This window comes from Stappia sp. BW2, from assembly GCF_008107695.1.
In the GTDB taxonomy this organism is placed as follows: domain Bacteria; phylum Pseudomonadota; class Alphaproteobacteria; order Rhizobiales; family Stappiaceae; genus Roseibium.
Map to the genome: position 1 here is coordinate 140364 of NZ_VIRG01000103.1, position 13682 is coordinate 154045.

The 13682-nt window shown below is 56.3% G+C and carries 12 protein-coding genes; 10 read left to right on the forward strand and 2 right to left on the reverse strand.

The window, feature by feature from the left end; all coding sequences use genetic code 11:
* Window positions 1-350: 350 nt before the first annotated feature.
* Window positions 351-2042 (reverse strand): methyl-accepting chemotaxis protein, encoded by a 1692-nt coding sequence (locus FMN63_RS29080; RefSeq protein WP_148587656.1) that lies wholly within the window; start codon window positions 2040-2042, stop codon window positions 351-353.
* A 196-nt stretch (window positions 2043-2238) separates the two neighbouring features.
* Window positions 2239-3219 carry a dienelactone hydrolase family protein gene (locus FMN63_RS29085; protein WP_148587657.1) on the reverse strand — a complete coding sequence of 327 codons (981 nt, stop codon included), beginning with the start codon at window positions 3217-3219 and terminating at the stop codon, window positions 2239-2241.
* A gap of 1081 nt (window positions 3220-4300) precedes the next feature.
* On the opposite strand from FMN63_RS29085, the gene FMN63_RS29090 reads away from it, so the two are divergent.
* The 10 genes from FMN63_RS29090 to FMN63_RS29135 all read left to right on the forward strand — a co-directional run bounded on the left by FMN63_RS29090 (window position 4301) and on the right by FMN63_RS29135 (window position 13571).
* Entirely contained in the window at window positions 4301-4534 is a 234-nt protein-coding gene (locus FMN63_RS29090) for a hypothetical protein (protein ID WP_148587658.1), read from the forward strand.
* Window positions 4535-4568: 34 nt separating this feature from the next.
* Window positions 4569-5969, forward strand: coding sequence for a DUF1254 domain-containing protein (locus FMN63_RS29095; protein WP_205514403.1), 1401 nt, complete (start codon window positions 4569-4571; stop codon window positions 5967-5969).
* Window positions 5970-6145: 176 nt separating this feature from the next.
* The gene (locus FMN63_RS29100) at window positions 6146-6688 is read left to right on the forward strand and encodes a hypothetical protein (RefSeq protein WP_148587659.1); all 543 of its coding nucleotides are present in this window, start codon (window positions 6146-6148) and stop codon (window positions 6686-6688) included.
* Window positions 6689-7237: 549 nt separating this feature from the next.
* Window positions 7238-7507 (forward strand): PA2433 domain-containing protein, encoded by a 270-nt coding sequence (locus FMN63_RS29105; protein WP_148587660.1) that lies wholly within the window; start codon window positions 7238-7240, stop codon window positions 7505-7507.
* A 284-nt stretch (window positions 7508-7791) separates the two neighbouring features.
* Entirely contained in the window at window positions 7792-8211 is a 420-nt protein-coding gene (locus tag FMN63_RS29110; protein WP_286192794.1) for a hypothetical protein, read from the forward strand.
* Window positions 8212-8234: 23 nt separating this feature from the next.
* On the forward strand, window positions 8235-8819 hold the full coding sequence (locus FMN63_RS29115; RefSeq protein ID WP_148587661.1) for an OmpA family protein: 585 nt from the start codon (window positions 8235-8237) through the stop codon (window positions 8817-8819).
* Between the two features lie 157 nt (window positions 8820-8976).
* Window positions 8977-10281: an MFS transporter gene (locus FMN63_RS29120; protein WP_148587662.1), complete on the forward strand. Its 1305-nt coding sequence runs from the start codon at window positions 8977-8979 to the stop codon at window positions 10279-10281.
* Window positions 10282-10904: 623 nt separating this feature from the next.
* Window positions 10905-12008, forward strand: a complete 1104-nt coding sequence (locus tag FMN63_RS29125) for a DUF3734 domain-containing protein (protein WP_148587663.1) — start codon at window positions 10905-10907, stop codon at window positions 12006-12008.
* An 11-nt stretch (window positions 12009-12019) separates the two neighbouring features.
* On the forward strand, window positions 12020-12757 hold the full coding sequence (locus tag FMN63_RS29130; RefSeq protein WP_148587664.1) for an acetoacetate decarboxylase: 738 nt from the start codon (window positions 12020-12022) through the stop codon (window positions 12755-12757).
* A 31-nt stretch (window positions 12758-12788) separates the two neighbouring features.
* Window positions 12789-13571, forward strand: coding sequence for a 3-hydroxybutyrate dehydrogenase (locus tag FMN63_RS29135; RefSeq protein WP_148587665.1), 783 nt, complete (start codon window positions 12789-12791; stop codon window positions 13569-13571).
* Window positions 13572-13682 lie beyond the last annotated feature (111 nt).

A 13682-nucleotide genomic window follows, 5' to 3' on the forward strand; every position in this document is an offset into this window, starting at 1 on the left:
TTTTTCGCCGCGAAGATCCAGACCTGGGTCAGGACGCTTCCGGCCGGTTCAATGGCGAGACGCTGTCTGCGGTGCAAGGTCAGCCAACTCCGGAGAGCCGCTGTTCGTGTCGCGCCGGCTCAGGCCTGCGAGCGGCCGGCAATCGCGTCCTCAGGTGATGAACGTTTGAAAAAGGCAAAAAGTTGCGTCGCAGCCGGAGTTGGGGTCTCGGGCCCCAACTCGACGGCATTAAAATCCAACGTTGAAATGATGCACGTTTAATGGCCGGGAAAGCGGTTGGCATGGGGAACAAAAAACCCGCCAAGGCAGCCTTGGCGGGTTCTTGATCTTTTTGCGGTTTATCCGGCTCTTCAGGCAGCTTCGACGCTGTTTGTCTTGACCCCGTCGATATAGTCCGCGACCCGCTGTCTCAGACCCGTTGCTTGCTGATCCAAAGACTGTGCTGCCGACGACACGGCCGTCGAGGTCTGGTTGGTCTGTTCTGCCGCCTGGGAAACCTCAGTGATGTTCAGGGACACATTGTTGGTCCCTTCTGCGGCCTCCTGCACATTGCGGGCAATCTCGGCTGTTGCCGCGCCCTGCTGTTCAACGGCAGCGGAGATGGTCGATGTGATCTCGTTGATCTTTGCGACGGTTTCAGTGATCTCATTGATCGCGGAGACCGCTGCACCCGTTTCCGTCTGAATGCTGGAGATCTGCGTCGAGATATCTTCCGTTGCCTTGGAGGTCTGGGTGGCCAGTTCCTTCACTTCGGCGGCAACCACCGCAAAGCCCCTGCCGGCCTCTCCGGCCCGCGCTGCCTCGATCGTGGCATTCAACGCAAGCAGATTGGTCTGCTCCGCGATTGCCTGGATGAGGTTCACCACATCGCCGATGCGGCTTGCTGCTTCCGACAGGCCGCGAACACGCTCGTTGGTCGTGCCGGCCTGGGTTGCCGCACGGGACGCCACTTCGGCGGAGATGACGACCTGGCGGTTGATTTCATTGACCGATGCAGACAGCTCTTCTGCTGCTGCGGAAACGGTTTCCACGTTGTGGGATGCATTGGCGGCCGCAGTCTCGACGAAACGGCTTCGTTCAGAGGTATGTTCCGCACCCTGGCTCAACTGTGTGGAGGCTGCCTTCAGTTCCGTCACCGACGTGGTGATCATTTCGAGCATCTCATGAACCTGGGTCTCGAATGCACCCGACAGGTTCTGAATGTTGTGCGCACGCTCCACATCCAGCTTGCGCCGCTCGGCGTCGCCTGCGGCAAGCTCCTTCCGGCTCCGTTCGTTGCGGACGAAGGCTCCCATTGCCTTGGCCATGTCACCGATTTCATCGGCCCGGTCCGTTTCGTCGACGGTGATGTCCGTATTGCCCTCGTGCAACTCGCGCATGTTCTCGGTCAGCGCCTTCAGCGGACGGGCAACATTCCGGATTGTGGCGTAGGCGATCAGAACTGCAATAGCACCACCAACGAGAATGATTGCGATCAGCTGCATTGCATTGTTCCAGAAGGTTTCCTGAACGTCGGTTACATAGAGCCCCGTGCCGAACACCCATCCCCAGGGTTCGTAGGTCTGCGCCCAGGAGATCTTCTGAAGGAGCTCATCGCCACCCAACCGAGCCACCATGTAATCCACGCTGCCGCCGCCTGCCTTCGCAGCCTCGATCATTTCGCGGATCTGATACTTGCCGTTCGCGTCTTTGCTGTCCAAACCGTTTTTACCGACCAGCTTTGGATTGCTTGCGATCAGCCGTGTGCCATCAAGCGCATAGGCAAAGACGTAGCCGTCTCCATCGTAGCGAAGCGAACCGATCAGTTCCTTCGCACGATCTTGCGCCTCCTCCTTGGACATTTCGCCCGAGAGTTCCTTCTCGTGATAGAACTGCGAGGCGGACAGCGCCATATCAACTATGGATTGTGTCTTTTCGATCCGCTCATTGAGCAAGGCAGTATTCAATGCCGAAAGACTAACGCCAGCTACGATGATTGAGAGTAAAGTTAGAGTGATGACCGGGAGCCAGAACTTGACGCCGAGACCAATGCGATTGAGCATGTCTATTGACCTAAGTAATTGGTATTTTGCCGTTAATTACTCCCTTGCAATTTAATGATGAGTAAATTCAGGATTACAAAGTGTTCGCATTCGAGCTTAAATTCATCTGGTCGGAGGTCGACCAGATTGATTTTCTTTTTGTCGGACAAAAAACGCCCGCTGGTTGAGCGGGCGTCGTGAATGTGATGACCCTGGGTCAGTTCAAACCGAACGTTTTTGCGAAATGAGCAAGAACTGCGCCGTAAGATGCTTCAGCCGCTGCGGCACTTCCACCAACATGGGGTCCAAGCACAACGCACTGGTCCTGATAGGTGAAAGGCTTGCCGGTCTCGCCGTTCATGAGAATTCCGTTCTCGCCTTCCTCGATCTTGCAGTCCCTTGCCGTTTGCGCGGTCTTGAGCTGAATCGATTTTCCGAAAAGGGTCGGGACATCAAATCCGTGTTCTCCTTCCGGATAAACCGTCATTTCGATGTCAGCTCCGGCTTCCTTCAGTCGCTCGGTGTATTTTTCACAGACACCGGCCGGATTGTAGTCGTCCGCACCGCCGTGGAAGATCCGGACGGGACCGGCTTCAAGCTTTTCGTCTTGCTTATAGATAGACACGCAGTTGGGATAGAACGGAACATAGGTTGCAAACCGGGCATCCGATTTGTTCCAGAGATCGTTGAACCTGGAGACGCTGGCATACAGAGCCGCCTGGCCACCCCGGGAGAAGCCGAGCAGACCGATACGTTTCGCATCGATGGCATCGTGGTGTGCCAGGATGCCGAGAGCACCGTAGATGTCCACGATGTAGTTGAGCCGCCCGAGGGCTGCCTGCTTGTCACCAAGCTTCTTGAAACCTCGGCCCGTCAGGGAATCTATGGTGAAGGTTGCAATGCCCCTGGCATTCAGCTGGCGAACCCAGGGTTCGATATTCGCGCCGATGCCGCTTGAGCCGTGCATGAGCACGACGGCGGGGAAGGGGCCCTTGCCCTTCGGAAGGCGCAGAATGCCGCCAATCTGCTCAGCCTTACCCTCGGCCCCGGTCAGAAACTGTTCATCGGAAAGGGTCTGTGTTGCAAAGGGGTAGATTTCTTCGCGCACGGCCATATCGGTTGTAAAGGCCTGGGATGCTACGGCAGACCCGGCACTTGCCAGGAACAGCGCCGCGGCAGCGATTATCTTGAAATTCATCTTGATCCTCTCGGTTTTCAACTGCCGTGGAGGCGGCAAACTGAGACGGCAGGTTGGGGAGACAGGTTTGAACTGAAGTCTGCTTCTCAGTCTGCGCAAGGCCTTGTTTGAAAAGAAGCTTCTGGAAAATGTATGTCCGGCGGGACGTATGCGTGCAAGGGCGCGAACCGCTTGAGAAAGCCTGATGAGACAAGACCGCCCCATCGAACCTCTGGCTTCAGGATACCCCGTCACAATCAACGTGAAGCTGTGAGGACAACCGACGTCGCGGAATCAAGTTGTATGCGTTGCGAAGTAAAGAAACGGATGAACGCGAGCAGCCTCGTCCGGCCGCACTGGTGTTGCATCTTGTTGTTCTGATTTTCCTGTTAATTTCGTCGACCGGAGGCGAAAAGACTCGTCCAGGCACAGCAATTGCGCAAAAGCGTCCGCTTTAGGGTGTGGCCCAAAACCGAAGACGGGCCATTGAAATCCGGCCTCGCCAGTAACTTTTCGAAACCTGTTCAAACTTTCCGGATAGAGGGCCTGGTGGCTCCCGGCATCTCACAGCACTTCCTGACGGTTTGGAACCAAACCAACGCCATCAGGAGCTTACACGACATCGCTACCCGGAATGGTCGAAAAACCTCCGCGATTCTATCCGTAACCTCTATGTAGTCTACCCTCCGTTACGTGCTGCCCATCAGAAATTCTACCTAAGGTCACTTTTGGCGATTGGCTGGCTGAGAGGCTCGGAGGAGATGGACAAGGGGCTGGAGGCTGCACTGCGACGCTTTCCGCTTCGACACGAAGAACTGAGACGGCTTGTTCAAAACAACGAGACGTTTCGTGGGATGTGCGCAGACCTCGCGGATGCAGAGGCGGCTTTCGCAAGATGGTCCGGCACACCTGAAAATGCCCCGCATGGGTCAAGGGCAAATGAATACGGAAAACTGGTGAGCGAACTCGTCCTGGAGATCGAAGAGATGCTCAACGGAGCAGGCTCGCCTTCTTGAGGAAGAAGCTCACTGGTCAGCGGAAAACAGTCCAATTCAGCCAGTGAACAAGGTTGCAATTCGATAAGTCAAATTCAGGGGGCGTCATGCTTGTTGTTGGAATGTTTGCACTGAATGCGACCCGCAAGATTTTAGCGCAAGCGACGGTCGAGGCACCAACGGCAACAGCTTCAAAACAGGTGTTGACGCTGGATGAAGCCAACACCGTCGCGGCGAAGGGTGCCCTCAATTTCTATTCCTTGAGCACGAAGCCGGACAGCAGCGCGTTTTGCCGCTGCCGCTTCTGCGCGAACGCCACACAGGAGAGCTCTCGTGTTTGAATGCATAAACAGAATGCTCGCACGCAGGAAACTGTTGTCTTCGTCCCTAGTTGCGGCAGTCGTTGTGGGCACACCTGCTCACGCGCTGACAACTAAGGATGCCAGGTCCATCGCAATGGACGCCTACATCTACGGCTATTCCCTCATGACCACCGAGGTGACCCGCGTCCAGATGTCCAATGTCGACCAGACGGACCTGGAAGCGATGAAGGCGCCCCTGGGCCAATGGATAAACGTGCCGCGATATCCGCCGGCAGACTATCGCGGCGTTTCTGCTCCGAACGCGGACACACTCTATTCCCTGGGCTGGCTGGATCTGTCCGAACCTCAGGTGTTCAGCTATCCTGCCATGGGCGACCGGTACTTCCTGTTCGAAGTGGTTGATCTCTGGATGCATGATCTGGCGAACTCGCCTGGCATCAGGACGCTCGGTGGAGAAGCGCGAAACATCCTCTTCACCGGTCCAAACTGGAAGGGAACCGTGCCGGAAGGCGTGGAGCATATTTCCATCGCCACCGATTACATGACCGTGCTCGGCCGCATCTATTCGACAGGCACTGAAGAAGACTACAAGGCGGTCAACGCGCTTCAGGCGCAGCTGAAGATCACACCGCTATCGGCCTGGGGAACTGACTACACCCCCAAAGCCCCGCCGGTGCAAACGCCGCCGCCGTTCTCGATGACGGACAAGCCGCAGGCCGTGATCCTGGACATGGGCGTCGAAGGCTATTTCGACAGGATGGCCACCTTGATGTGCAAGGTCGCCCCTCCAGCCAAGGACGACCAGGCCATCCTCGCGAGGATGAAAGAGATTGGCATCGAACCTTGCAAGGATTTCGATCCGGGCACACTTGATGCCGCAACGCGAGCGGCTTTGGAAACCGTGCCGAAGGACGCCCTTGCAAAGATCGAGGCAAACCGGAAGGTCCTCGGGAAAACCGTCAATGGCTGGATCATTACCAAAGGTCTGGGTGCATACGGCACCGATTATCTGAAAAGGGCGGTGGTCGCCGCCTTCGGATGGCCGGCCAACCGCCAGGAGGATGCGGTTTATCCCAATACCGGAACTGACAGCACCGGAGCCCTGCTGAACGGTGCAAACCGGTACACCGTGACCTTTGCCAAGGGCGAGGAGCCTCCGGTCAAAGGCTTCTGGTCGATCACCATGTACGAGATCAACAAGGGGTGGTGGTTCACGCCGAACGAGCTGAACAAATTTACAGTGAGCCCGCGCAATGACCTTATCAAAAATGCCGACGGGTCGCTGACGCTGTATTTTCAGAACGAGTCGCCTGGCAAAGACAAACAGGCCAACTGGCTGCCAGCGCCCAAAGGCAACTTTATTCTGATGCTGCGCATGTACTGGCCTCAACCGGACAGTCCCACAATTCTCGATGGTTCTTGGACACCGCCTGCCGTCGTCAAAACAAACTAGGACTGCATTCCCGACCCGGGCCGTACCGGCATCCAAGCCTCCTGGCTTTGGTCACCAGAACCAGCAGACCCTTATTTCGCCCCCCCCCGATCGCGCGGCAGGATGAAAATTGATCGCAGTGGCCCCATCACACATCCTGTCGGTTGACGCCATACCGAACCACGAAGGAACCTTTCATGAGCTCGAGCATCTTCAAACAAACATTAGGCGTTGCCAGCGTTCTGGTAACCGCACTGTGGGCGCCGCACGCACAAGCGCAACAACCTGAATGCGAAACGCTCTTTGTGCAGACGGCGAAGGCTGTCGAAATGACGGACACCACCATTACGCTGAAAGGAGTGAGCCCGCTCATTTCCTTTTTCTGCGACCGTCCGGTGCGTCATGCCGGGCATCTGTCCAATGAGGAGTATCTCAAGGCCTGGGATGCCGGAAAAGACTCATTCACACAAGATCCACCCAACGCCATGCTGTCCGTCCTGGACGGCAACGACGCGCACGATGTCGTTGTCGAATTGCTGGAAAAACCGACAATTGCAGGCGACGAATTCACCTACAAAATGACGATCCTCGAGGGTGATCCGGTTTCGACAGATCAACCCGGGTCCATGTTCATAGACATTATCGGACGTCCGTTGACACCGCTGTCCTACGCTGGTGTGGGCCGGCGTGTAACACGGCGCGCCGTCAGACGGTGCGCGGTCGGCGTCACGTGCTGGTGAGGAGGGGCGATCTCGCTTCCTCTGTGATCCTGGGCTCCCCGACAAATTGTCTCGCCGCGGCCCGGCCGTTCAAAAAGGCAGGTCCCGCACGTTCGACACCGAAACAACGAGACATGAGCTGTTCGTGAGCCTTAGGGTGTGGACCCATAAATGAAGTCAGGAGGACATTTCCGGACCGCGGACCTGGTTCTGATTTGACCTCTTGTGAAATACTAAAAAATTGAGCGATTTACTTCAGGTAAATCGCAGAAATTAACATTTATCAGAATGAATACGTCGCTTACTTGAACAAAATCTACAAAATATGTAGATTAATGTTGAAATGCTCAAACATTCATGTTTCTATAAATGAGTCTTATGGATATTTGGTAAGTATTATACCGTATTCATCTGACTTGATCTCGATGGGAATTCTTCTGTTTACTTCCCTTGTGTCCCCGGTCTCGACTGTGTTTGACCTGACAGAGCCGCATCGGAAACGCAGACGTGATTTCCACCGAGCCGTAAAGCCCCAAGGGCAAAACCAATGTTCGAGAGGAGGATGGAAGTATGACTAAGCATCTGAGTTCCGTGTCAAAGGTGATCATGGTCATGGGCGTCTTGATGGCCGCACCCATGAGCGCTTTGGCAGACTGTTCGACGGATATCGACAAGGTGGAAGCTGCCGTTTTCAAGGCCCAGGAAAACGGAATTGCCGAAACGACCGCAGAGCAGATGCGCGCACTTCTTGACGAAGCCAATGAGGAAAAAAAGAAGGGCGACGAGGCGAAGTGCCAGGAATTGATCAATCAGGCCATGCAAATGGGTGACATCGAATAACACCTGATGATCTGGCCATTGAGCAACTGTTTGCCTGAAACCCAAGACTGCCTGGAAACTGGCAGTCTTGGGAGGGCACTTGTTCAGGGGCCTTGAGATTGCGCGGTTTCCATAGCGAAACGTGCATGTCCCGGATTGTCACCTAGGGGCAAACACACACAATCCGGCGTCGAAACGCTGGATATCCCGCCTCTCCGATCGGTTGGTCAAAGAACGCCTGAGCCGGCTATTGGGCCTGAATCGACAGAGTGCAAAAAGGCGTCACGATCTAGGGGATGACTATCATGAAGTTTCTACGTGTTTCGGCCAGTACAGTTTTCTTGATGATGTCAGTATCGCTGGCTTCTGCGCAGACCGTAGGGTTTGCAGATGCGATCAAGATCCTGGCGGCCAGTTGCGGCAAGGACATCAGGGCCTATTGTCAGTCTGCCTCTCTTGCCAATAGCGGCATTACAAACTGTCTGGAAAAGAACCAGTCCAGGGTCTCACAAAAATGCAATGCTGACCGGCAGATTGTGGTCGGTTTGATTGCGGCAAGGCTGGCCGCCCAGTCTGAAGTCGCCAAAATCTGCAATCGAGACATGGCTCAATACTGCAAGGGTGTGAAGCCGGGCGCGGGTCACATGCTGCGTTGCCTTCTCAAGGCAAAGCCATCCGTCAGCGCGAAATGCAATGAGGCCATCGATCTGGCCGGCTACCGGTAACATTCCGCCGAGGAGATTTTTCAATGAGCAAGATTTTTCTGGGCAGCGTCACCGCCGCCATCGCCATCATAGCCTGTGCATCCGGGGCGCTTTCGCAAACCAAACTGAGCCGCAACGAAATTATCAACTCCCTGCAAGGGGCACAAAATGAGGTAAATATCAGCGCCGACGAATTGCAAAAGGCAGCGATTGAAAACATTGAAAAATACCCTGGAGCGAATTCGCCTCAGCAGTTACCGCTCGCGGAAAAGCTGGCATCGCTGCGTCAGTTCAATCTTGAAATCACGTTTCACTTCGACTCCGCAACCATCGCACCTGGCTCATACGAGACTGTGGGATTGATCGCCGATGCGCTCCACACGCCTTATTTGCAAGGGCAGACTTTCTTCATCGTGGGGCACACCGACGCCAAGGGGACCCGGCAATACAATCTCGAGCTCTCGATCAAACGGGCGAATGCTGTTCGTGACGCGCTCGTAACAACCTTTCAGGTGCCCGCAGAATACCTGTTTGCCGTCGGCCTTGGCGAAGAACAGCTTCGCGACCCCTCAAATCCGGACGCTGCTGTCAATCGAAGGGTTCAGTTGATCAACCTCGGATACAAATAGGCAAGTCCCACATTAGGGTGTGGACGCTGCCGGGTCCCTTCGTCTGTGGGCGGCGAAGGGCTCGACGTCTGCAGCTGTAGTTGACACGTTTGTAAAGTTTGGGTCAGAGACGGTTCAATTGCATACCCCATGTTCCCTTTCAAACTGGGAGGGATACATGACGTTTCAAACCAAACACTCCGCCACTTCGGATACAGCAACCAGGTTCCGCTGGATCGTTGTGGCGATGCTCGCTGCCATCATCCTCATCAATTACATCGACCGTTCGGCGATCTCCTATGCGATCGGCCCCATGTCGAAGGAGCTGAACCTCAGCGATGCTCAGCAAGGGCTGATACTTGGTGCCTTCGGGATCGGCTATGCCGTGACGACCCTGCTGGGCGGTATTTTGGTCGACCGGTTCGGGGCGCGCATTGTGCTGGCCGTCTCGGTGGTCGCCTGGGCGGCGTCAACCGCATTCGTCGGCGTGGTCGGCAGTTTTCTTCTTATCCTGGTGGCCCGCGCGACACTCGGTCTGGCCGAAGGGCCGATGTTCCCCGGTCAGACAGGTGCCATTGCGAAATGGTTGTCCCGACAGGAGCGCGGTAGCGCGCTTGCCTATTCGCTGGTCGCGGTGCCCGTCTCGCTCGCTATCGGCGCACCGATTGTCTCCTATCTCACGGAGATCACCGGATGGCGCGAGATGTTTCTCTTGCTGGGTGCCGTCAGCATCCTCTGGTTGCCGCTGTGGTGGTTCCTGTTTCGCGACGACCCCAAAGACAGCAAGCATGTGAACGAGGCCGAAATCGCGGCAATCGAGGACACCGCACACGAAGATGCAACCAAAACCGCCGGCTCGACACAGGGTCACACAAGCTGGGCCAGATTGCTGACGGATCCCACGCTTCTGGCAAACTACTGGGCCTTCTTCGTTTTCGGATACTTCCTGTTCTTCTTCATGACATGGTTGCCGGGCTACCTGGAGCGGACTTTCAATCTGTCGATCACAAGCGTCGGATGGTTCTCGGTTGCTCCCTGGCTTGCTGCTGCCGTGGTGCTGGTCCTGCTCGGAAACCTGTCCGATACCCTTTTGAAACGCACCGGAAAGCTGCGGATTGCGCGGAGTTGGTTGATCGCTGGCAGTCAGGCCCTTGCAGCGATCGTGATCCTGCCGGTCGCCTTTACAGACAATCTGACGGTTGCGCTCATCCTGATCACCATAGCCGTTGCCTCGTCCATGGGTGCAAACGCCGCATTTTACGCCGTCAATATCGACGTGGCACGCGACCGGTCAGCCACCGCGCTTGGCATCATGGACTTCGGCTTTGCGATAGCCGGTTTCAGTGCCCCGGCGCTGACCGGCTGGATCGTCGGGGAAAGCGGTAATTTCGCCGAGGCCTTCATGCTCATGTCGGCACTGGCGGCATCCTCTGTGATCCTGACCCTGATCTTTCATCGTCCCGACAAGGCATGGGAGAAATGAAAACAGTGATTGCGAAACCGGCCCAAGGGCTGGTGTTAAAGACAGACCAACAGTCGAAAAGCTGAGCCAGGAAAACGCAAGTCTTGAGAGCCTGCCACACGAGACAATCCGCTCTTCGAACAGCTCGCTGTCAGCATGCACATGATAGATCCTCGGCACGAGATCCTGTGAGGACGGCCCGAACGACGCATCTGCGGACGTCGGGCCGTCCTTCGCGTATTTTCAAGGCGCCCTTGAGCATTCTCCGCCTTCCAGATTGTCAAGCCAACCCGGCGCGGAAGGCGAAGGCGGCCCGCCCCGCGTGTGCTTCTACGCGCCCAAACGAGCGGTCGGTCAAAGCAGCGCTTCTGTTCCGAGAGCAGCAGGGAAAGCCGACGCTGCGACACCGACTTATTGAAAACAACACGGGCGTCTTCAAGTCGTTTCAGACGTCGCATTCGATGGCCTCATTTATTGGATAGTAAACCCGCCCATGGCCGTAAGACGGATGCCGCTCCACCGTGAAAAGAAGGGGTCAATGACGCCTTCGGTGAAGTTGTCGCGATTGTAAGATTCGAGCAAAGGCCATGCCCGGCCAGCATCCTATCTCTGTCTCAACGATACATCGATCAAGGAGACAGTAGATGCCAAAGGCAGAGCAAAACCTGCTGGTGCTGCAAGGTGGCGGCGCTCTCGGCGCCTACCAGGCAGGTGCCTACCAGACGCTGAGCGAGAGCAGTTTTGCGCCGGACTGGGTTGCAGGGATTTCCATTGGTGCAATCAACGCAGCAATCATTTGCGGAAATCCGGTCGAACTGCGCATGGAACGGCTCCGGGCCTTCTGGGAAGAAGTGACATCGGACCTGACCGTGAAGCCTTTCTCGTGGGGCACGAAGTCACGCCGTACCTTTTCGGAACTGGCTGCAGCTGAGGTAACGATTGCTGGCGTGCCCGGTTTCTTTCGGCCCCGCGTGCCTATGGCTCTGTGGCCCTTTTCTTCCGATCCGGCCCTCAGTTTCTACGATACCACGCCGCTGGAAGGCACGCTTGGCGAGCTGATCGATCTCGATTACCTCAACGAAGAAGGGCCTCGGCTGAGTGTTGGCGCCACCGACATCGAAACCGGCAACTTCATCTATTTCGACAGCGAGAAGATGCGCCTCGATCTGCGGCACATCATGGCCAGCGGTGCGCTGCCGCCGGGATTTCCACCGGTAGAGATCGATGGGCGTTTCTACTGGGATGGCGGTTTGGTGTCGAACACACCTCTGCAATACGTGATGGAAAACGCCGGGGCCGACACGCTCTGCATTTTCCAGATCGACCTGTTCAACGCGAAGGGCGACGTGCCTGCCGACATTGCCGATGTGCAGCAGCGCGAAAAGGACATCCGCTTTTCCAGCCGCACCCGGTTGACGACCGACAGGTTCCGGCATCTTCACGATCTGCGTGCCGCAGCTGAGCGACTGATGGAGAAGCTGCCGAAGGACATGCAGTCGGACCCCGATCTTGCCCTTCTGCGAAATGCCAGCCCGGCCTGCCCGATCACGCTGGTGCATCTCATCCACCGCAAGGAAGGGTTTGAGAGCAATTCCAAGGATTACGAATTCTCGCGGCTATCGATGACGGAGCATTGGGCTGCCGGCGTCGATGACGTGAAGCGAACGCTTGCACACAGAAAATGGAAAAGCCGCGAGATCGGCAAGGATGGACTGCAGGTCTTTGACCTGGGTTCCAGGAACTCATGAAGGAAAAGAAAATGAAAGCGGAAGACGTCGCCAAAAACGCATTTTCAATGCCACTCACCAACCCTTCCTATCCGAAAGGCCCCTACAAGTTCGTAAACCGTGAATTCTTCACCATCACGTATCGTACCGACCCCGAGGTGCTGCGCCGCCTCGTACCGGAACCGCTGGAAATTCCCGAACCGCTCGTGAAATACGAGTTCATTCGCATGCCGGATTCCACGGGCTTTGGCGACTACACCGAAAGCGGCCAGGTCATCCCTGTTACCCTCAATGGTGTTGCAGGGGGTTATTCGCATTCGATGTATCTCAACGACGAGGCGCCCATCGCAGGCGGACGCGAAATCTGGGGCTTCCCAAAGAAACTCGCCGATCCCTCGCTCTCCGTGAACAAGGACACGCTCATCGGCACGCTCGACATGGGTGGCATCCGGGTGGCGACCGGTACCATGGGTTACAAGCACCGGGAACTGGATCATGCCAAGGTGCTGAAATCACTCGAAGGCCCGAACTTTCTGCTGAAGATCGTTCCGCATGTGGATTGCACACCGCGGATCTGCGAGCTGGTCCGCTACTACACGACCGACGTGACCCTGAAGGGTGCCTGGGAAGGCCCGGCGAGGCTGGAACTGTTCCATCACGCGCTTGCTCCCGTCGCCGACCTGCCGGTGCTCGAAGTGGTCTCGGCAGTACATCTGGTGACCGACCTGACGCTCGGTCTGGGCGACGTCGTCCACGACTATCTCGCCTGAAACGCTTATTTGAAACAGAAGGAAATTCGTCATGAACCTCAAGGATAAAGTCTGCATCGTTACCGGTGCTGCCAGTGGTATCGGCCAGGGCATCGCCAAACGCTATATTGCCGATGGCGCCAAGGTCGCCATTGCCGATTTGAACCTCGACGCGGCGCAGAAGACCGCGGACGAATTGAACGCTCAAGGCCCCGGCAAGGCGATAGCGGTCGAGATGAACGTGACCGACGAGGCACAAGTCAACGCCGGCGTCGAAAAGGTCGTGAAAGAATGGGGCCAGATCGATGTGCTGGTCTCCAACGCCGGTGTGCAGATCGTGCATCCGATGGAGAAATTCCCTTTCAACGAGTGGAAGAAACTCCTGTCAATTCATCTTGACGGGGCTTTCCTGACGACAAAGGCCTGCCTGCCGTACATGTACAAGGCAGGATCGGGCTCGATCATCTTCATGGGCTCGGTCCATTCCAAGGAAGCCTCGCCGCTGAAATCCGCTTATGTCACGGCCAAGCACGGGTTGCTGGGCCTTGCCCGGGTGATCTCGAAGGAAGGTGCGGAACACGGCGTGCGCGCCAATGTGATCTGCCCCGGCTTCGTGAAGACACCTCTGGTGGAAAAACAGATCCCCGAGCAGGCGAAGGATCTTGGCATTTCCGAAGAGGAAGTCGTCAACCGCGTCATGCTGGGCGATACGGTCGACCAGGAGTTCACCACGATCGAGGACGTGGCAGAAGTGGCTCACGTCTTCGCAGCCTTCCCGACAAATGCGCTCACCGGGCAATCACTCGTTGTCAGCCATGGCTGGTACATGAACTAACCCGTCTGAGGCATTCGGCCCCCGGGATCGTAAATCTGCCTTGTGCTCCCGCCTACGACAAATAGGGCGCACGACTGCGTGACATGTGAGGTGCAACTTTTCATGCGAAGT

Excerpts from the sequence above, each read along its gene's own strand:
- FMN63_RS29090 (WP_148587658.1), top strand. The coding sequence starts at position 4,301 with ATGCTTGTTGTTGGAATGTTTGCACTGAATGCGACCCGCAAGATTTTA.
- FMN63_RS29105 (WP_148587660.1), top strand. The coding sequence starts at position 7,238 with ATGACTAAGCATCTGAGTTCCGTGTCAAAGGTGATCATGGTCATGGGC.
- FMN63_RS29115 (WP_148587661.1), top strand. The coding sequence starts at position 8,235 with ATGAGCAAGATTTTTCTGGGCAGCGTCACCGCCGCCATCGCCATCATA.
- FMN63_RS29080 (WP_148587656.1), bottom strand. The coding sequence starts at position 2,042 with ATGCTCAATCGCATTGGTCTCGGCGTCAAGTTCTGGCTCCCGGTCATC.
- FMN63_RS29085 (WP_148587657.1), bottom strand. The coding sequence starts at position 3,219 with ATGAATTTCAAGATAATCGCTGCCGCGGCGCTGTTCCTGGCAAGTGCC.
- FMN63_RS29120 (WP_148587662.1), top strand. The coding sequence starts at position 8,977 with ATGACGTTTCAAACCAAACACTCCGCCACTTCGGATACAGCAACCAGG.
- FMN63_RS29130 (WP_148587664.1), top strand. The coding sequence starts at position 12,020 with ATGAAAGCGGAAGACGTCGCCAAAAACGCATTTTCAATGCCACTCACC.
- FMN63_RS29135 (WP_148587665.1), top strand. The coding sequence starts at position 12,789 with ATGAACCTCAAGGATAAAGTCTGCATCGTTACCGGTGCTGCCAGTGGT.
- FMN63_RS29110 (WP_286192794.1), top strand. The coding sequence starts at position 7,792 with ATGAAGTTTCTACGTGTTTCGGCCAGTACAGTTTTCTTGATGATGTCA.
- FMN63_RS29100 (WP_148587659.1), top strand. The coding sequence starts at position 6,146 with ATGAGCTCGAGCATCTTCAAACAAACATTAGGCGTTGCCAGCGTTCTG.
- FMN63_RS29125 (WP_148587663.1), top strand. The coding sequence starts at position 10,905 with ATGCCAAAGGCAGAGCAAAACCTGCTGGTGCTGCAAGGTGGCGGCGCT.